Source organism: Paenibacillus sp. P4_E11, assembly GCF_056401635.1.
Window position 1 is genome coordinate 1 of record NZ_JBFUIX010000021.1, and the last position, 20,399, is coordinate 20,399.

The 20,399-nt window shown below is 50.5% G+C and carries 17 protein-coding genes; 1 reads left to right on the forward strand and 16 read right to left on the reverse strand.

Annotation, left to right across the window (positions count from 1 at the left end):
* Positions 1–435 precede the first annotated feature (435 nt).
* A complete protein-coding gene (locus tag AC1DWB_RS10730; RefSeq protein WP_477541109.1) occupies positions 436–804 on the forward strand; it encodes an extracellular solute-binding protein in 369 nt (122 codons plus the stop codon).
* 107 nt (positions 805–911) lie between these two features.
* On the opposite strand, the gene AC1DWB_RS10735 is transcribed toward AC1DWB_RS10730, so the two are convergent.
* From AC1DWB_RS10735 to AC1DWB_RS10810, 16 genes are all read right to left on the reverse strand, one after another.
* Positions 912–1,433 carry a hypothetical protein gene (locus AC1DWB_RS10735; RefSeq protein WP_477541049.1) on the reverse strand — a complete coding sequence of 174 codons (522 nt, stop codon included), beginning with the start codon at positions 1,431–1,433 and terminating at the stop codon, positions 912–914.
* Positions 1,434–1,496: 63 nt separating this feature from the next.
* Complete coding sequence (locus AC1DWB_RS10740) at positions 1,497–1,865, reverse strand: NUDIX domain-containing protein (RefSeq protein ID WP_477541050.1); 369 nt, start codon at positions 1,863–1,865, stop codon at positions 1,497–1,499.
* Between the two features lie 200 nt (positions 1,866–2,065).
* On the reverse strand, positions 2,066–3,307 hold the full coding sequence (lplT, locus tag AC1DWB_RS10745; protein WP_477541051.1) for a lysophospholipid transporter LplT: 1,242 nt from the start codon (positions 3,305–3,307) through the stop codon (positions 2,066–2,068).
* 180 nt (positions 3,308–3,487) lie between these two features.
* The gene (locus tag AC1DWB_RS10750; protein WP_477541052.1) at positions 3,488–3,883 is read right to left on the reverse strand and encodes an MmcQ/YjbR family DNA-binding protein; all 396 of its coding nucleotides are present in this window, start codon (positions 3,881–3,883) and stop codon (positions 3,488–3,490) included.
* 28 nt (positions 3,884–3,911) lie between these two features.
* Entirely contained in the window at positions 3,912–8,648 is a 4,737-nt protein-coding gene (locus tag AC1DWB_RS10755; protein ID WP_477541053.1) for a DUF3320 domain-containing protein, read from the reverse strand.
* Between the two features lie 155 nt (positions 8,649–8,803).
* A complete protein-coding gene (locus AC1DWB_RS10760; protein WP_477541054.1) occupies positions 8,804–9,193 on the reverse strand; it encodes a LytR/AlgR family response regulator transcription factor in 390 nt (129 codons plus the stop codon).
* 43 nt (positions 9,194–9,236) lie between these two features.
* On the reverse strand, positions 9,237–9,485 hold the full coding sequence (locus AC1DWB_RS10765) for a hypothetical protein (protein ID WP_477541055.1): 249 nt from the start codon (positions 9,483–9,485) through the stop codon (positions 9,237–9,239).
* A gap of 144 nt (positions 9,486–9,629) precedes the next feature.
* Complete coding sequence (locus tag AC1DWB_RS10770) at positions 9,630–10,076, reverse strand: amidohydrolase family protein (protein WP_477541056.1); 447 nt, start codon at positions 10,074–10,076, stop codon at positions 9,630–9,632.
* Entirely contained in the window at positions 10,042–10,866 is an 825-nt protein-coding gene (locus AC1DWB_RS10775) for an N-acetylglucosamine-6-phosphate deacetylase (protein ID WP_477541057.1), read from the reverse strand. The genes AC1DWB_RS10770 and AC1DWB_RS10775 overlap by 35 nt, the downstream gene beginning before the upstream one ends.
* The gene (locus AC1DWB_RS10780; RefSeq protein ID WP_477541058.1) at positions 10,850–12,244 is read right to left on the reverse strand and encodes an MFS transporter; all 1,395 of its coding nucleotides are present in this window, start codon (positions 12,242–12,244) and stop codon (positions 10,850–10,852) included. Before AC1DWB_RS10780 ends, AC1DWB_RS10775 begins: the two co-directional genes overlap by 17 nt.
* A 111-nt stretch (positions 12,245–12,355) precedes the next feature.
* Positions 12,356–13,117 (reverse strand): hypothetical protein, encoded by a 762-nt coding sequence (locus tag AC1DWB_RS10785; protein WP_477541059.1) that lies wholly within the window; start codon positions 13,115–13,117, stop codon positions 12,356–12,358.
* A 389-nt stretch (positions 13,118–13,506) separates the two neighbouring features.
* The gene (locus AC1DWB_RS10790; RefSeq protein ID WP_477541060.1) at positions 13,507–14,388 is read right to left on the reverse strand and encodes a hypothetical protein; all 882 of its coding nucleotides are present in this window, start codon (positions 14,386–14,388) and stop codon (positions 13,507–13,509) included.
* 135 nt (positions 14,389–14,523) lie between these two features.
* Positions 14,524–16,611 carry a hypothetical protein gene (locus tag AC1DWB_RS10795; RefSeq protein ID WP_477541061.1) on the reverse strand — a complete coding sequence of 696 codons (2,088 nt, stop codon included), beginning with the start codon at positions 16,609–16,611 and terminating at the stop codon, positions 14,524–14,526.
* 34 nt (positions 16,612–16,645) lie between these two features.
* On the reverse strand, positions 16,646–17,824 hold the full coding sequence (locus AC1DWB_RS10800) for an ABC transporter permease (RefSeq protein WP_477541062.1): 1,179 nt from the start codon (positions 17,822–17,824) through the stop codon (positions 16,646–16,648).
* Positions 17,821–18,537: an ABC transporter ATP-binding protein gene (locus AC1DWB_RS10805; protein ID WP_477541063.1), complete on the reverse strand. Its 717-nt coding sequence runs from the start codon at positions 18,535–18,537 to the stop codon at positions 17,821–17,823. Before AC1DWB_RS10805 ends, AC1DWB_RS10800 begins: the two co-directional genes overlap by 4 nt.
* A 5-nt stretch (positions 18,538–18,542) precedes the next feature.
* Entirely contained in the window at positions 18,543–20,282 is a 1,740-nt protein-coding gene (locus AC1DWB_RS10810; protein ID WP_477541064.1) for a permuted SH3 domain-containing protein, read from the reverse strand.
* Positions 20,283–20,399 lie beyond the last annotated feature (117 nt).

The following is a 20,399-nucleotide window of genomic DNA, read 5'->3' on the forward strand; positions in this document are numbered from 1 at the left end:
ATTGCGTATTTACCCCTCTGATACATTTTGAAACAAGGAAATTGGAAAACTTTATTACCTTTCATACATATTTGACGACGGAGAATTCAGAAAAGTTGTGCGTTCCCGGGTTTTTGAGTCTTTAGTTGCAGATGTTCCTACGAGACAAATAAGCATCTCTTATAGCGAACTGCAGGAAAGAAAACGCTGCGTTACTTTGCTAAACTACCGATTGAATCCCTAAGATCGATCCATTCAGGATAGTCATCGATCAGCTTCATATAACGGCAGTTCGTCGAACGACAAGAGCACCGTAGAATCTGCCAAGCAGCCGGATCCCGCCAGTCAGCCTGCTTCTATCGTGATCTACGATTCGACTGGCGAGAAAGTCGAGTCACTCATGGAGAAATACGGCAACAAACTTAAGAGAAATTTCCCAACTGGACATTCAAGATCATTCCGCAGCTGAACAGTAAAACCTTAGGGGAAGTTATTGCATCCGGGGAGAAAATCGACCTTATGGTCGCTTCGACCGCCTCTGCCCTGATGAGCTTTGAACTGCAAAGCGACATCAGCGATTTGATCGCCAAGGATAAGCTGGACTTGAACCGTTTCGAACCGACTACGATTGAACTTCAGCGCAAGCTGGCGAACGGCGATATCTACGGTCTGCCTACATGGACGCGTTCGCTTGTGCTGTATTACAACAAGGACTTGTTCGATCAGTTCGTCGTCGCGTATCCGAAGGACAATATGAGTTGGGATGAGCTATACGAACTGGCTCCAAAGGCAGCGATGCCAATTCGGCCCTGCGCGATGCGGTGAACGCAATGATAAGCAGATTACAGAGCAAGCCAAGTAGTTCCCGGAAACACAGACTGCCGCCCGCGTCACTTTATGGTGACGCGGGCGGCAGTCCGTGTTTATTCGATCTAGATAAAGTGCAGAATCTGAAAAATAAAAATGACACTAACCGGAATTAGAAATAGGTTTTTAAAAGCCAGCATGATAGCGGTTTGCATAGCTGATCCCTCAAAACGGGTAATTTTCAACTTGTTCATAAGCGAATCGATGACAGATCGCCTAAACAGACCGATTAATAGTGCGTTATACAAGGCAAATACGACGATGAACCCGACGAATTCCCAGATGGCATCTGGGATCTGCATCAAACGTATACCCGCGAACATCTCGCCCCAGGCTGAACCAGAGGAGAGCAAGCTTCGGAGTGCCGTATCGGTGCCCTTGGCCAACACAATTATATACTGGAATAGTCTCGTAAGCTCTACCGCAATCTCGGCCACGACGTGCCAGGCTCTGCTGATCTGATGCTTGTATAGCACTTGGGTTGTACGGATGAACGCAATGGGAATCGAGATCAGGAACAGGATCATGTAGGAGAAATAGACGCTATAAGCTTCTCCTAACATTTGAAAAGCGTGTATGAGAAACAAGAGGCTTCCCTCCTCAGGTGAATATGCAAAACATGCCCGGCGTATCGTGTTCGACTATGTACATTATGTAGTTGCGATCAATGCAAGGATTGGCTTTGTAACGGAATCGAACCGTTCCGCATCATCCAGGTCGACCCATGCAACATCGACCAAATCTTCATTCGCAGCATTCTCTTTATCTAACCGCAGCTGCCCGCCGGTCATTACGGTCAAGAATGTATACTTGCCTGCATGTTCGTGCAGTTTCTTTACGATCTGAACCTCAATGCCGGTCTCTTCCTTCATTTCACGAATGCATGCTTGTTCCGKCGTTTCCCCTTCTTCGATTCCTCCACCTGGGAAGTTCCAGACAATCCCTCCGCGCTTCACATGCTGTTGAACCATTAGCACCATACGATCCATCAAGAGTATAGCTTGGGCAATGCCGGACAAAGAGATCACCATCCTTTCGTACTATTCCAATATGAAAATATTGTCGTTTTTTGTCCTATCCTTATGTATTCGAGACATTCTTCGAAAACTCCTCTTTGTTCGCGCTTACATTTCTAGGAAAACGCAAGTTGCGTCGGGATCGGAAAAGCACGGTTATTCCGCGCCTTGCCAGCACCACGACCCAACTTGATGAAACTATGCTAATGATCGTAATAGTTCACGCTAGACATCTGGTGCTTCTGTTTGAATTGAATGGCGGCCAGCTTGATTGCTCTCAGTTGAGTAGCCAAGTACAAGATGAAGATCAGCAGAATAGCTCCGATGCCGATGACCGACCAATTGACTGAAACATCCATCTCTGTCAGCGTCAAATAGATTGTTAAACCTGTGACCGTGAGCACATTTTCCGAGAAATTTTGCACAGCGATTGTTTTCCCCGATCCGATCAGATCCTTCCCTTCTTCCTGCAGCATCGTATTCAGAGGGATAACGAATGTCCCTCCGAACAACCCCGTGAAGAAGAGCAACGTAACTGTCAGCCACAGTTGATGCGTGAATGTCGCCACCATTACAGTAGTCAGCATCAATACGCCGAAGTAGAACGCCCGGTGCAGCTTTCCCTCCGGTACCCATCTGGGCGTGACGAACGCGCTCACCACTACTCCCATCGCCGTAACTCCAATAATGAGCGACTGTTGGTCCGTATCGGTAATACCTAGATTAAGCGGCAGCCAAGCGATTAGAGCAATGCGCAATACGGAAGCGGTCAGCCAGAACGCACCAGTCCCGATCAAGGAAAACCGCCCGCGTGGATTGGTAAGCATAACCTTGCAATCATGGAAAAACTGCCGAGCTTCCTTGCCGTATCGAATTGCGGCATTTCCCGCCTGTGCAGGGATGAGGAACGTCATAGTCAGCGATAGCAAATAAACAGCCAGACAGACCAGAATCGCAGGAAGGTCGGAATTCTGCGCTAACAACCCTCCGCACACCGTACCCAGTAAGATCGCGAGAATCGTCGATCCCTCCACCTTCGCATTGGCCCGCAGCAACTCGCTCTCGGTCGAGGTTAATTCAGATAGAATGCCATATTTCCCCGGCGAATAAATTACGGCTCCGATCCCTACCAGCATGTAGCAAAGCACAGGAGGCAAGCCAAACAACAGCAAGGCAATCCCAGAAGTTTTCAGAATGTTTCCGATCAGCAGTACGTATGACTTCGCTTTCTTATCCGCAAACGCACCGACGATTGGAGCCAGAACCACGTAGGCACATAGAAACGCGATTTGAATGTATGCCACGGTTCCATCAGGATTTTCCACACCTTGCCGTTTCACCATCCCCACGATCAGGAAAAAATTCAGGTTGTCTGAAAACGAACTAAGAAATTGTGTTAGCACAACTGCATTTAAGGGGGATAACCACTTTCTTAACCACGACAATCCGAATCGCCTTCCTCTCCGTTCTCTATCTCTAACCCACATTATAGCAGATGATGTTTTTCCAGAAAAACAAAAACATACCAATATTATGTTCAACAAAAACAACTGCAAGTGTCTTTGCGCCACCCGAGAGCGGTACAAGATGCTTGCAGTTGCTAGACTAATCTGTTCATTGTGCCATTATTTCAGGCGCTCATCCATTACCTGCCGAACCAATCTTTTCGGAGCTGCGAGGCAATAGCCTTCGACGATCAACGGTTCCAGATCCGACCAGCAGCCCGGGGTATTTGCAGAAGTAGACACCCAACCGTGCTGACCGATGTAAGGTGTCTTCCAGTAAGGACCTTGCTGTCCCAACAAGAATTCCTGCTCCTCCTTGCTGGCCTTGATCGATAAGGTGGGTCCCTTCTCTACAGTGCCGCCCATCATGATGAACGTTTTGTTCCGCACACGAAATGTCGTATATCCGAATCCATCAATCTGCTCTGTTACTTCAGGCAGATCTCGTACAATGGATCGTACGTTGACTAGCATGTCCTGTCCTTGTTTGGTTAGATTTATTTGGTCATGGCTCATAGAAGATCCTCTGTTCCCTTCATCACATTTATCCAGCCAGGGAAACCTGGCTGCCTTTCTCCACCAAATGCTGTTTGGCAATAAGTCGGTTCAGCACTTCGTCTACATAGGACTTCACATCATCCGTTGCCCGGGTAAGCCCCAACACATGACAGACGGACTGCGGCAAGTGATCTCGTTCGATGCCGAATGTCTCCCGAACGACTCGCATGATCGCGGCCGCGATCTCCTGCGGGGCGATCAGGTCTAATTTCCTAACTGTCAGTTCGCTTCGATCCCGTACAGGAGGGATGGACATACCTGGAATCCAGAGGAAATCCCCCATCTGATTCAGCTTGTCTCGTTGCTCCAAGTAACGAACGGCTTCCATGATCGAAGCTTGGATGCGTGTGCCGACCCGCTTCAGCCCAATCGCCTCGCTCACGCGTCGAATGACCTCACTTATGTGCACTGGGCTCTCAACCTTAACGATAGCAAGTACCCAAGCAGCTACGTCCGAGACTGGGAGCTCATGGAACTCCCCTCCTGCCAGGGCGATACCCGTAATTTCCGCTGTTTCATACTTCAAGCTCTCTTGGTGATCGTGCTCAGTAATCGATGACTCACTTGTTGCCCGCTCGATTTCGATTCCACTACTGGAAGTAGCTGCAAGTTGCACATCCTTCTGTTGCATGGGTCCCGTCTTACTTCCATTCTGAGCTTGCTTGATCGCTTCTATAACGCGCCCTAACTCACGTTCTGGATGACGGTACCAATCCGCACTCCAGATACGATGAATGCGCCAACCGAGCCCCACCAGCACTTGCTGCCTTAACCGATCCCGGTCCCTGGCACTCCGAGCACTGTGATATGTAGCCCCGTCACATTCGATACCTAGAATGAACTTACCAGGCGTTTCTGGATCGACGATGGCCAGGTCGATGTAGAATCCTCCGGAACCTACTTGCGGTTTAACGGTATAGCCGGCATCGGTCAATTGCTTGTAGACAGCTTCTTCAAAAGGTGAGTCCAACGCTTTCCCAGTCTGGCCTGGCACGTCCAGTATGCCGCTGTCCGCATATCGGAGAAATGTCTTGAGCGCCTTAACGCCTCGAGCCCCACTGCGATTCAGATCGATATCGTCAGACCTCAGGTTAGTGAATACTTCACAACGGATTCGAGCGCGGGTGATGAGGACGTTGAGCCGACGTTCTCCACCCTCTCGATTCAAAGCACCGAAATCCATACTCATGTACCCTTCAGATGTTTTCCCATACCCGATGCTAATCAAGATCACGTCACGCTCGTCCCCTTGCACATTCTCCAGGTTTTTCACGAAGAACGGCTCATGTGGATGTTGTGCGAAGAAAGGTTCGCCTGAGGCATCGGCTCTGCGCAACAATTCAAGCTCATCAAGCACAGCCTGCATCTGCACCATGCTAAACGCTGCAACACCTAATGACAATTGCGGTGTCTTCCTGGCATGTTCCATAACGGCATTCGCTACCGCCTTCGCCTCTTCCTTATTCGTACGTGTACGTCCGCGGTCGTAGCTCGTATGCTCCAAGTAGTTGTAGACTAGTCCGGATTCACGTCGATCGGCGTCCGGGCTCGGAAACACAACCAGCTTGTGATCATAGAACTCATGATTGGATACCGTGATAAGCGATTCGTGCCGGCTGCGGTAGTGCCATCTGAGCATACGCTGCGGCGCATTTTGACCCACAAACAAGCCCAATATGCTTTCCATATCACCTACAAAATCGTCTTCCTCCTCCGACTGACCATCCGCCTGTTGAATGGAATCGAAGAAATTACTCGGCGGCATCTGCTTGCTATCCCCCACCACCACAATCTGCTTGCCCCGAATGATCGCACCGAATGCATCAACAGGCTTCACTTGACTCGCTTCGTCGAAGATGACCAAGTCGAACTCAAGACTACCCGGATGAATATAGGTAGCGATCGAGAGCGGGCCCATCATGAACACCGGCTTAATCGCCTGAATTGCATTACCTGCCTTCAACATGAGCTGCCGGATTGGCAGATGTCGGGTCTTCTTCTCGAACTCCCGCCGTAGCACGCCCAATTGACCGCCTGCATCATAGTGTGGTAACGTGCGCCAATGCGCTTCTGCCAGTTTATAGCGATTGCGATGGGTCAGATCGATATCCAGCTCGGCAAATTTCTGAATGGCGTGCTCATGCTGACTGCCTTCGAATTGGGATAGTGCGGATCGCTCTTGAAATGCTCTGATCGTCAACGCTTCATACCAGTTCCAACGGAAGACGTCCACTAACCGGTCTGCAGAATGCTCCCAATGGATAGTTAGCTCAATAACCGGTCGAAGCCCTTGTTCTATGCAGGTGTGCGATAGCCGATTATAAGAAGCAAGTGTTTGTACGCTCGTAACCCGATCCGACCATTGGCCGAACATGTCTAGCAAGTCAGTGAATGGCTGCTCCACGAACTGCCCCTGATTCTCGAACCTCAGCGCTCCATCGAACTCCAGCAGCACTTGCAGCTTCTCGATTGCTTCAATGAAAAGCCGCTGGTCCTCATCCAGTCTGCTTACGATGTGGTTCAGGTTGCTTTGTTGCTGGAGTCTCTCGACACAATCCAGCGTCCATTCTGGAACTTGGCCATCGCGGATATCTATCTTCAGAGTAGTGATCCAGTCCAGCAATCGGGACAAGTAAGCCCAATCCGTCAACTGTCCGTTCCAGCCGCTACCGAGCAATTCTCTCGCCAATCCCTCATGTGCGTCAATAACCCGCGCCGCATGCTGAGCATCGAGAATCGAATCAATCACACCAATATAATCAATCTCCTTCGCATCGGGAGAACGAAACAAGGCTCGAATCTGGTGTTTGGCTCTACGGAAGTCGCCAGATAGGAATCCCCACCATTTCCCTTGGAACTGCACGATCGATTGCCTTGCTCCGAGCACATCCTGCTCCCATGCAGCCGGAATAAGCTTATCTCCATGGGTGGAGCGGATAAGAGCCACTTGTTTCCCGGCCTCCAACAGCTGGTTCAAGCTATCTGCTGCACTCAGCCATTTGTCGGAACGCAAGTTCACCTGATCCAGCTTGGGAGCTTCCAGCACCCGTCTGCCGAGCTTCAGTAATAAGGCAGCATCGGCAAGATGGTCCGTGTGCGGGAACATCGTGATCGTCGCATATTCAGCGACGGAATCTCGAATCGTCATCGTTGCCTTAATCGCCGCGCCGACTGCTTCTTGCAACTCCTCAAGCTCGTGGGGCAGGAACAGCTTCTTTTTACTCCCCCAGAATGGTTGCCGAATCGGTAAACCCATTGCACGGATCACACTCTGCAGTTCATCCAGAAGCAGCTCGGATTGGGTGAAGGTGTGCGACGCCCATTCCTCCATCAGGGGGATCCGAATTCTGGGAAAGGCGAAACCTTGTGCTGCCACCTTATACTTAGTCAATTGCCCTAGCGCCTGATAGGGCGTGACATCAGAATGACCAATAGGCGTGTGAAGCGCATCGCAGTAGTCGTTCAATCGATCGATGAGCTCATGTACCAATCCGGCGCTCTTGCTCTGTGAACTCATAGGTCTTCCAAGATCCAGCGTATTCGCGAGTTCATTCAACAACGTTTTCTTGTTCGTCTTATGGCTATGCAGCTCTAGGCAAGCGATACCTAACCCTACCTCGTCAAGCCTACGCTTAACAACTTCCAGAGCGGCCATCTTCTCTGATACGAACAGCACCTTCTTGCCATTGCCGATTGCTTCCGCGATCAGGTTCGTAATCGTCTGCGATTTACCTGTTCCAGGAGGACCTTGTATGACGAGATTGCGGCCTTGGTTCGCATCAGCAATAGCGAGCAGTTGGGAGCTGTCCGCTTCCTTAATCAGATTGGAGCTCTCCGGCTTCAAATGTTTGTCCAGATGATCGCCATCGCTTATGGTGGATGGCGGCTCGTTGAACCCGCTCTCCAGTAGCGCTGAGATAATCGGATGGTCCAACAGCTTCGAATGTTCCGGCCAATTGTCAGGGTCCAAGTCCCAATACATCAGAAATTTCCCGAACGAGAAGAAGCCGATCACCACACTCTCGCAATCGACTAACCATCGATTCTGCCCTTCGACCGCTGCCTTCACCTTGGCAAAATAGTCATTCAGCTCCGCATCCTCATCCTCCAAGGGCGGGAGGACTATGCCGAAATCATTCTTCATTCTAGCGACCAGTGACACATTATGGCCGATCTCGTCTTCCGTATAAGTTATCGTGAATCGTTCGCGGGCACTTACACGATCAATTTGCACAGGAACGAGCACTAGCGGAGCTCTTCTGCATTCTTGGCTGGATTCCGACTCATACCACTCCAGCATACCAAGCGCCATGTATAGAATGTTGACCCCTTGCTCCTCAATGTAGGTCCTTGCTGCCGTATAGGTGTTCAACAAGCGGCTCTGCAGCTGGATATCCGTATAATTCGTCTGCAGCTTGGCATCTCTGTACGCTTGTAATGTAACGGGAGAATGTTCCGGACCTGCTTCATCTGGGGCTCCTGCAACAGCCTCAGTATCCGTATTTCCTCTAGTTCCTGTGGTTTCTTCACGTTCTCGTACGAGAAAGGACATTTTCTTCTTCGCTTTTACTAGAATATCGTAGACGTCCCCAGGCCGTTCGTTCACAATGTCCAGGCCACGTGCTTTCAAGGTTCTATAATTCAGCAATGGATTCCGCATGCCGAGATCCAGTAGTTCTTGTCTTGCTATATTTAGTTTTCGTTGTATGCTTTGACGGCTCATTCCGTTTCCTCCGTGTCAATCTGACAATCTTCGATATATCCTATTATTATTCGATATATCCCGCCATAAACCTTTCGTAAGTAATTGGTGGATTAGTGGATTTCCGCACATAAAAAAACAATCTGCTGAACGATCAACAGATTGCCCGATTCGGACTATTGGGTATACGGGGGGTTGCAGCTTGCGATGCGCTGAAGAATGTTCGACAATTTGCTGAGCAGTACGGGTTTAAACAAACAATCATCCATAATTAACGCAAATGACTCTATTTCGAAACTGCGATATGCCGTTATGAATATCACATGGATATGTGGATACAGCTGTACCAATTGTTGAGCCAGTTGCAGCCCATTCATCTCAGGCATTTCGATATCCACAAAAGCAAGTTGCAGAGKCTCATACTGAGCGAAGTCCAGCGCCGAGCGCGGATCTTTGAAAGTCCCCACAATCTCTAGATGAAGAGAGAGTACTACTTCCACTTCTTGCAACAGTCTTTCCATATGAAATAGAGCTAACGGTTCGTCATCGACAATTATCGTTCTCAAGAGACATTCTCCTTCTAGTAGAATCGGAAGATAACCTCGTAATCTATTCCTGACTAGGCGAACGGGCCAAATACACACATGTAAAGTCATCAATCACCATAAGTCCGCGTCGAACCAGTGCGAACACTGTGTTCGTGCGACAATACCATTCGGGAACCGGAACTCCATTCCAACTGTCTCCGCTTTCCCGTGCCCCCTCAAATGTCCAAAACCCTCCCTTCCAACGAACAAGTCGTCTTCCATGATTTTCTGCTTGGTCGATTGCTTCTTGTTGAATTGGTGGTATTCGCATTTGATGATGGTCTCCTCTCAGATCATGTCTCGTATCCCATTATTCTAAAGTTAATTAAATCACATCAATCTGAATGAATTCTGAACATGCTAAATAGGAAAAAAAGCTGCAACCCGTAATGTCCGGTTGCAGCTTCTTCTATCCTTACACATAACGACTAGCCCTGTACACTTCTTTCCCGCGCACATAAGTCGCCACAAGCTCCAACTCGGGTGTGAGGATCACAAAATCCGCATCCTTGCCCGCTTCAAGCGAGCCTTTCCGATCATCGAGCCGCGTTTGCCTTGCTGGAACGGTGGTCAGGGAAGGCAGCAGCTTCTCCAGTGAATACCCGGTGAACTGGATTGCATTCCTCAGCGCTTGCAGCATCGTTAACGAGCTGCCGGCTAGGCTCGAGCCGTCTGCGAGCCTAATCTCGCCACCAGACACCACAATGTCGCCATAGCTGCCGTTCGGCAGCCCCGCTGCGAAGATCGCATCCGTAATGATACACACCTTGCCCGGTCCTTTCGTATCGAACAGCAGCTTGACCGCCGCAGGATGGACATGAATGCCATCACAGATCAGCTCCGTTGTCAGTTCCGGCATCATCAAGCCTGCACCTGCCAGAAGGATCGCGGTGATGGAATGGGCTCATCCCATTGAAGTGATGTGTCGTATGGTTCACACCGCATCGCACCGCTTCCTCCACTTCAGCATACGTGGCGTTGGAATGTCCAGCAGAGGCTGTAATTCCCCGCTCCGTCAGCCACCTTGCCGCAGCAAATCCGCCTTCGACTTCGGGAGCAAGGGTAACGAGTCGAATATGTCCCTCCGCCGCCTCTAACAGCTGTACCATCTCACCGATGTCCGGCAGCCGAATATGGTCCTTGTTCTGAGCACCCCGACGAATCTCGTTCAGATACGGTCCTTCCAGATGAATGCCGACCAGCTCCGCACCAGTCGTTCTTCCAACAGCAACCGCAGTACTGCGCAGCGCTTCCTCTATTACAGCCAAACTTGCCGTAGTGGACGTCGCGAGGAATGCTGTCGTCCCATAGCCGGCGTGGTATTGACTCATTCCATCAAGACCTTCGAAAGTCGATTGCAGCATATCGAAGCCACCGCCACCATGAACATGCACATCGATGAAGCCCGGCAGCACGAGCAAGCCTGTACAATCCACAACCTCCGCATGCTGTTGACCGGGGATCGCTTCCGTTCGATTCACTCCAGCTCGATACTTTCCTGCGCCAATAGCAGCGATCCGACCATCTTCCGCGATGCTCATATGTCCATCTGTGAGTACACCGTTCGGGGTATAGTATGTTCCGTTACTCAACAACAGGGTCCGCTTCATTGAGCCTTGCCCCTCTCCATTCAGGTTAAAGTTGAACCCCACTCGCTACTTGCTCCTTAGGCAGCAATCGTCCGACTAAGGTCACAGCAAGGCACAGCAAGAAACATAGGCCGAACAAGATACGGATAGGAACACCGAATGACTCCGCTTCTCCTCCCGCAGCACTCATAGAACCGACTAGCAATGTAGCTAGCCCGATCCCGGCGATCTGTCCGAGATAACGGACCATGGCCAATAAACTTGAGGCCAGACTGCTCTTGGATGCCGGAGCCGAGCTCATAATCTCTGCATTGTTAGTCGCATGGAATAATCCTATGCCTACTCCGAACAAGCCCAGTTGAAGTCCGACACCAAGCACCGTCACATGTGGAAGCAAAGCGACGAACAGCATCGAGACACCGCACAATAAAGACCCTGCTGCAATTGGGAACGATCCACCGTACTTGTCCCGGAACCAGCCGGCGAATGGAGCGACTACGCCCATCGTGAGCGGCTGGAGCATAAGAAGCGCCCCCGTCGACCATGCCGAATAGCCAAGCTGACTCTGCATATAGAACGTGATCGGAATGAGCGTGGCCGTCTGGGCAAGATTAATCAGGAATGAACTGGCGTTGCCTAACCATACTTTCCGTAAGCGGAACAATTCGCGATCCAGAATACCATAGTCAATTCGTCTCCCCTGCACGAACAAGGCGATCAGCAACAGGAGGCCGACCCCTCCTTCGATCCAGACTCCCGGCGATACGACTGATTCTTTCTTGGCCGATTCCGCTGCCAGCATGAGCAGGCAGACTCCGGCTGCGAGCAAGAAAGCGCCAACGAAGTCAAATGGCTTTCGGGCCGTGTCGCCCCTTCCTTGCGGAAACCAACGAAAGCCAAGTGCGCATGCAACGATAGCAATCGGCACATTGATCCAGAACAGCCATGTCCAATCCAGGAATTCAAGCAATAATCCTCCCAATGCCGGACCGGACAGTGTCCCGATTGAGATCACGATCGCATTAACACCTAACGCCCGTCCCCGCTCATGATCCGGGAACACTTGCCGTACCATTGCTTGGCTGTTCGCCATGATCATCGTTGCGCCGATCCCCTGCAAGCAGCGCGACAACAGCAAGGTTAGGAAGCCTTGCGAGAGTGCGATGGCAAGTGATCCGATGCCGAATACCAAAAACCCGTAGCTGTATATCTGACGCCTATCGAGGCGGTCAGACAGTTTACCAAGAAACGGAAGCAGCGCCACCATGGTGAGCAAATAAATAGTAGCCACCCATTGAATCTGTGCAAGCGATACGGAGAATTGCTCAGCCATTATCGGCAGCGATACGTTTACAATGCCTACATCCAATGTAGAGATCAGTGTTCCCATGTTAACAATTTGCAATATTCCCCATTTATTCACCTTAGCAGCTGGCATCATCAAACTCCTCTCTCGCTGATTGTACATCCGCTGGAATTGTTTGAAAAGACCAAAGATGGCGAAATGGAAAATAGCCGCTCCATCCGGAACGGCTGCTGGCGTTACTATGAATTAAGAGCTGGAATCTTCCGTTGACGGAGTTTCCGTTGCTACAGGTTGTTGTTTCACCTCATGCTTGCTCTGTACGAACTTCTTCAACTGGTCGGTGAGACTATCTTTCAGTTTGCTGATCAGATCATCTTCGGAAATGCCTTTCTCTTGAGCAATATCTGCAACCGATTTACCTGCTTGCTGTGCTGTCTTCCATTCTTCCTTCGTGATGCCAAGAATCGAAGTCACTGCGTCCGAGTTGCCATGGAAGCCTAAATCTCCACCCTTACCATGGCCTTTGCCGCCCTCATCGTGGAAGCCGGTAACCCACCTTTCCACCTTCTCGGTCAGCTTGGATTTCAATTGGTCGGCCTGCTCACTCGTAATTTTACCAGAATCTACATCTGCAGCGATTTGAGTTGAGACCAGCGATTCAATCGAAATGATCAAGCTTTCCTTTGTGAACCCATAACCTGCCGCCACATCAACTAAAGATTTTCCATCCTCCATCTGAAGTTTCAGAGAATCCTTGGTGATCCCCATAATTCCGGCTACTTGCTCTTCGGTTATGTTTAACCCTGCTTTACCACGCTTATCAAAATCTCCGCCTTTATGTCCCTTGAATTGTTTCTGGGTATCGGTCGGATTCGGAGTCGAAGTTGAGGTTGTAGTTGTTGTCTCATCCGCGAATGCTTTCGACTGCAGGAGACCGGCGAGTCCTCCACCTAGTACAATAGAGGCAGCCAAAGTAGTAGTAAGTATTTTTTTGTTGAGCATTTTCATTCGAATCTCTCCTTTTATCTTGTCTATTTTTTCTTACAAACGAAGTATAGCCCAGAACTCTGAAACCCAGCTTAATCCAAGCTGAAAGGAGCATGAAGCCCAGCTGAGAGTTTGTTGAAAGTTGTACCACAAAGGCGGACGCTACCGCTTCTCCACCCCCTCTATCTGCCCTTCCTTATTCTTCTTTACATCAGAGAGGTATGTTTTGTATGGATTTCACGTCCGATTCCCGAGCACGGGAATTAGTCGATTTCATCGACTAACTTGGGCTTAAACCTTTCATAGAAACAAAAAAGAGATAGCCTTCGGTTCACGCCAAAAACATATACTTTCGCAAAGCAAAAAACCCGTCTGTCGACGGGTTTCGTGGGTCAATTGATGAAGTTATTCTAAGTATTAGTTGCAGGAGTCGATGATGGTGCCGGCATTTGCTTTTGCTGACGATTCTGATTGTTAGGATGTTGTTGCCCTTGCTGCGGCTGCGGTCTTTGTTGCGGCTTGCTCTCCACAAACTTCTTCAGTTGATCGGTCATGCTTTCTTTCAGCTTGCTGATCAGCGCATCCTCTGAAATCCCTTTCTCCTGAGCAATCTCAGACAGCGATTTGCCAGCGGACTGTGCAGTCTTCAATTCTTCCTTGGTCATGCCAAGAATAGAAGCTAATGTGTCGGCATTGCCCAACAGGCCAAGTCCCATTCCTTTCTCCCCGAATTTGCCTGGTCCGCCTTGACCTTCATGTCCTGGTGCTCCACCTTGTTTGCCTGGACCGCCTTTCATAGCAGGAAGCTTGTTCGATATCGCTTGCTTCAACCGATCCTGCAATGCGGATTTCTGCTTGTCCGCTTGCTCCTGCGTGATTTTACCTGCACTCAGTGCCGCATCGATCGATTTGGTCTGTTCGGCTGACAGCTTCTGCAAGAAAGCGTCTTCGGTTAGTCCGGCAGCCTTCGCTATATCGAGCAGCGTTTGACCAGCCTTGACTTGATCGGATACTGTCTTCTCATCGCTTCCAACAATAGTAGCAGTTTCCTTGAGCAGATTGCCACCACCGAAACCTCCACGCATGTTGCCCTCAGGACCATGTCCACCCTTGCCGAAACCATTCTTTCGCCCAGCGTCATCTTTCCCTTTCACAGCTGCATCGTCCGTCGATTTGGTGGAAGTTGAGGTGTCGGCAAAAGCACTCGTCTGCAATAATCCGATCACTCCGCCTCCTAGTATTACTGAAGCCGCTATCGTAGTCGTTAGCACTTTTTTGCTGATCATCTTCATTATATCGCTCCTCTTGTAATTGGTTTATTTTACCTTGTGATTGCAGTATAGCCGTGTCACCTGAATCCTACCTTAAATGTACCTGAAAGTCTGATAAATGTCAGCTGAGAGTTAGCTGAATGTCATACCAGCCCATTAGGTTCTAGGCAGCACATCAGCCAATAGTCTCTTCACGGTGCCACTTCCGGTTTCGATAAGTTCATAGATCTTCACCCGGAACGTATCGCTGAATCGAGTCGACGAATCATTCGTGAATTTGACGGATTGGGAACCGCTCTTCAATCCTTCAAAGTCCAGTGTCTGCGTTGAAACCACTTCATCCTGGAGATCAACCATATCGAATTGCAGCTTCGCTGTCGACGCATCATTCAGCATCTGCTCCAGCTTCCGCACATCCATATCGACCTTGAACTCGAAGATGAACAATTTATTCACGATGGCATAATACAGACTGGAATCCTTGATGTTCAATTCATAAGGAAACGCTTGGCGGATTCCGCTATCTTCATCCTGATGGAAATGCAGTTGATACGCACCTAATGTAATTTTCGTTGACGGAGCAGTAGTCCCATCATACACATGAAGCGTGAACGCTTGCTCCTGCTTGGCAGAAGGCACCAAGTACGTATACGTGATCATGTAGCTGGTGTTCGGCGCCACTTGCTGCAGAGCTGGCTTGATCAAGCTTCCCGAGTAGACAAGACCGTCTTCGCCTATCAGCTCTGTGCCCCATACCGGCAAGGCAATCGTCGAAGTCCCGTGATTCGTCAGCTTGAACTTGGTCACTGCAGTCTCGAACCCATTGTTATCGTTCTTGTACAAATTGAACTCCATCAGCGATGTGCTCAGATTGTCGCTCACAAGCTTGCTCGACTGCAGCTTCAGCGGATCCCCAACCTGATAGTTCGAGGCTAGTACGCCATTCTGCTCAGTCGACTGATCCAAGTCCGCTACCAGGACAGGCAACTGCTTCTCGGCATTAGCCGCATCCTTCTCCTTCTTATCGACTACCACCAGCTGCAATTCCTTAGCCGAAATGCCGCTTGGAAGAACAGCCAGGTAGGTGAATACGGTCGATGATTGGGGGGACAAGTACACCGGTGCAGTGCCGGACTGCAATGCCTCGACGGCCATATCTACGGACTTCATTTGGACTTGAGCAGTGAAGTTCGGCATGGTGACCATACGCGTTCCTGGATTGTTCACTCGTACAGTCGTCTGAACGAGCACCTGATCGTTCTGCTTAGTAGTCGTTGCCGATTCCACTACGGCGGTCAGTAGCTTCTTCCCGTCTGTTCCGGTTAGCGTCTCTTCTGCTCCGATCGGGATCGACATCCCGCTCTTGCTTAACCCAATCGTACCAAGTAGTGACTCGCCGGTCGAATCTCCTTTATACAGCTCCAGCGTCCAATTGTCCTCGGCTTGAACTTCATTAGACAATACAGTCTGAATGATCAGCTTCCGACTAGTTCCGGATAATAGCTGCTGATCGCCTCCTTGGACGACGGATGCCGCGTACTGTTGACCTTCAGGATTAGCTAATCTGTATTTCAACCCCGAAGGAAGCGATATGGCGGCGCTGCCCGGATTCGTGATCGAGAGGTCGGTGTACATACTCCAACCATTCCCCTGATACACCATGTAGCTCTGGTCCGCTCGGTATGTAACCGTCGCGTCCGTCGACAAGGCCGAATCGACCTGTGACAAGCTTACGGTCGCTTCCGCCGCCGTAACGCCCCCTACCGCAATCGCCGCCGCTACGGACAACGATCCCAAATCCCTCATGTAATTGGTTCGGCCATAATCCCAGGCGAACAAGGTGATGTTCAACTCATCCACTCTTGTGGAGCTTGCCGTTCTAGCTGTGAATTGAAAATCCTGTTCTGTACCTGGTAGCACTCTTGCATTCTGTTTGTTCACTTGGGTGGCCGAGTAGCTACGACCTTGCGAGTCCGTCACCCGAGCGCCAAAATAGTTGAAATCGACGTCCTGATTGCTGCCATTGTGCAGCCTGAGCACGAACTTCAGCAAGGAAGTGTCCGTCCCCGACGAGAAGGATACTTGCTCTAATGTATAGTAAGTATCGCCGCTAATGTAGACGCCTTCCTTGCCGGCGCTGGTTAGAGGCGCCAATATCATGGTGAGAAGCATCGTCGCAAGAACAATTAGGAAAGCTTTACTGCGCAATCGTCTACTGGTTACCGCTAGAGCTTGAAGTTGCAACTTGTACTACCTCCTTCTTTGTATTCTTGGATGTTTAATCAAAGCGCAAAGCGTCGATGGGCTTCAATCGAGATGCCTGGTTGGCTGGATATAAGCCGAATATGACTCCGACCAGCACGGAGAACAGCAAGGCATATAGGCCGATGTTCAACGAAACGACTGTCGGTTGCAGGGGATTCAACACGGGCCAGAGGAAGGCAGCGCCTACCCCGAGCAATAGGCCCAACACCCCGCCAAGACCGCTGATGACAGTAGCTTCCGTAAGAAACTGCATAAGAATATGTCTGCGTCTCGCTCCAATTGATTTGCGAATGCCAATCTCTCTCGTCCGCTCGCTGACTGTGACCAGCATGATGTTCATGATCCCAATTCCGCCTACAAGCAACGATATGCAGGCAACGCTGATCAGTTGATTCGTTAGGGTACTGGATGCTGCTTTCCTGGCCTTGATCAATTCATCCTGATTCGTGATGCGAAAGCCATTCTCGCTTTTGAATTGATACGTTAAATATTTGGTAATCGTCTCCTGGGCGGTAGTAACGTCTTCCTTCGTCGCAGCCTCGATATACGTTGTCCGGATATTCCCCAGCTTGTTCGCTCTCATCGCAGTCGTTAAAGGCACCACTACCGAGCTATCTACGGAAGTTCCGCCTGTATTGGAGCCTTTCTCCCTCAGCTTCCCGACAATCTCGTAGACGATGCCGTCTATGTTGATCTCCTGCCCGACCGGATCCATATCGCCGAATAGCGTGGTAGCCACTTCGCTGCCAATGACCGCAACCTGATTGCGGAAATCCAGATCAGCCGGGACGAGAAATCGACCCTCGGCCACATCCACCTTCATCATCGACATATAGCGGTCATTCGTTCCGGTCAATGTGAACGTATCGGACTCACGCTCATATTTGACATTGGCTCCACTCTTGGATACGGTTGGCGCGATTGTGTCGAATTCCGGCAATATCTCCAGCTGCATCAGATTGTCATAATTCAGCTGGGTGGCGCGACCGTTCCCATTCAGATTGACGACGATCAAGTTCGTGCCGAGCCCTTCGTATTGCTTCTCGATCTGAGCCGAAGTCCCTTGTCCGATCGCCACAAGTGTTACAACCGAGCCAACTCCAATTATCACCCCCAACATCGTAAGCAATGTACGCAGCGGCTTGGCCGTAATGGTACGCAGCGCCATAGTGATGAGCTCGAAGCCCTTCATGACAGCACCTCCTGGCGTATTTGTGCAGGGGACGCATTTCGTTTGTCCTCTACGATTTTGCCGTCACGGATTGAGATTAGCCGCTTGGCGTGCTCGGCGATGTGCAGGTCGTGGGTAATGAGCACAATCGTATTCCCCAGTTCGTTCAACTGCATGATGAGCTCCATCACCTCGACTCCTGTCCTGGAGTCCAGTGCTCCTGTCGGTTCGTCTGCAAGCAGCAGCGAAGGTGACACGGCAAGGGCTCTGGCAATCGCAACTCGCTGCTGCTGGCCACCCGACAACTGGCTCGGCTTGTGATCCATACGGGTCGACATGCCTAGTGAGCTGAGAACATCTGCCGCTCGCTCTCTGCGCTCACGCTTGCTCATTCCCGCATAGATGAGCGGCAGTTCCACATTCTCGATTGCGGTAAGCCTGGGCAGCAAATTAAACTGTTGGAAAATGAATCCGATCTTCTGATTGCGTACACCGGCCATCTGACTGTCATTCAGTTTCTCGGTCGCTACGCCATCCAAGATATAGGTGCCATCCGTTGGCGAATCCAACAACCCGATCATATTCATCATCGTAGATTTACCTGAACCGCTCGGTCCTACAATAGCAACGAATTCACCGCTCCTAATCGACAGGGACACCTGTCTCAGAATTTGAACTTGTTCCGAACCCCGGCCGTATACTTTGTTGATGTTGTTCAGTTCGATCATGTTCATCCTGATTAACCTCCTCTGCCGGTCGATCCACCACCGCCTCCGCCGCCTGCACCACCAGCCCCACCGGAAGCACCACCCGCATTGCCTCCGCCGCCTTGAAATCCTCCTGCCGGCGGTTGGAATCCGCCTCCGCCCGCTCCGTTCTGGAACTGTTGGCGAAGCTGGTCAATCTGCTGCTGCGTCACGTTCGTCTGCCTCTGTGTAACAGGCAGCACGACTTTGTCGCCTTCTTTCAACCCTTCTGTAATCTCAACCTGTGTTTTGCTGCGGATCCCGATCTTGACCGTTCGATTCTTCTCCACCGTTCCATCCGGCAGCTCCACTGTGACTGTTGATGATCCTCGCGAAGTGGTAAGCGCCTGTATCGGCACGAGTAAGGCATCCTTCTTATCCTGAATTAAGATCTCCGCCGTAGCCGTCATCCCGTACTTCAACTGATCCTGTGTATTCTTCACGGTCAGAATCGCGTCATAATACGTTACCCCATTGGTCGTGACCCCGACCGTGGATACGGAAGCGACTTCCGCTTCGAACATTCTGGAATTAAGCGAATCGACGCGAACTTCCGCCTTCAGCCCTGGCTTGATGGAGGGCAGATCCAATTCATCCACCTGAATCGGCAGCGTCATCGTACTCATGCTGGCCACCGCTCCGAAGTTAACGGATGCTTCCACTTTGGCCCCTACCGGATAGCTGGTCAGCACATTCTTCTTCTGATCGGCAAAGTCCGAGGAGAATACGCCGTCAAAGGGGGCTACGACTGTCAAGTCCGCTATCTTCTTCTTCAAATCTTCCACATTGACCGTCTGTTTCGTCACTTCTACTCGCTTGTCGGCGATGTTGTCTGCAAGTGATTTGTTCTCGATGGCGACAAGGAGATCACCTGACTTGACCGTAACTCCATTCTTGACATTCAGATCCGCAATCGTGCCGGAAGCCTTCGCAACCACATTGACCGTACGAATATAGTCGAGAGCCGCAGTAGCTGGCGACTTGACCTCAATCCCATTCACTCGTGTGCTGCCGGAAACCTGAAGACCTGTGTCCAGCGATCCATCGTTCTCTACGTTCAGTTCCACATCAATCAGTTTATTGCCGCTGGCATCTACCTTCGGTTGTGTTCCAAGCGCAACGACTGATGCAGTCTTCGTCAACAAATAACCCGCCACCGACAGATCGACCGGATCGCCCTTCTTCAGTTGCATGACCTCAGTTAACGGAAATGAAAGCTTCACGGTCAATACCGAAGGGTCTGCGATCGTACCGATCTTCGTATTCACGCTCACATTGGAACCAACATCGATATTGCCTGCAAGCGTCAGCTTACCTGTGAGGGGTGCGTTGATACGCAAATGGCTTTGCTGATCCACCAAATCCGCAAGGTCACGGTTGAGCTTATTCAGTGAGGTTTCGGCGTCCTGCAAGTTCGTATCCAACGTAGGGTTGGATATTTCCATCAGCACATCGCCCTTCTTCACGGCAAGACTGCGGGTCAGGTTCATCGTCTTGATCGTTCCACTCGAGGGAGAAGTAATATTCTGAACACTCTGGGCTTGGAATTGCGATGTACCCGATACCGATTGCCGAATATCCCCCTTCTTCACGACGGACGTCGATTGCGCAGTTGACGCTGCGGAAGCCGATAAAGGCTTATTTTGCTTATAAGCCCAGTAACCGCCACCCCCACCGAATACAAGGAGGAGCGCTGCGATTAAAGTCCACATTTTTCTACGTTTCCAGAACATGGTCGGTCCTCCTGATCTCATATGTACAAGGTGAAGTATACGTCCGTTAACTGAGCGTCCCCTGAACTTACGCTGAATCCTTCATGAACGCCCGCTGAGAGTTAGCTGATTGCCTAT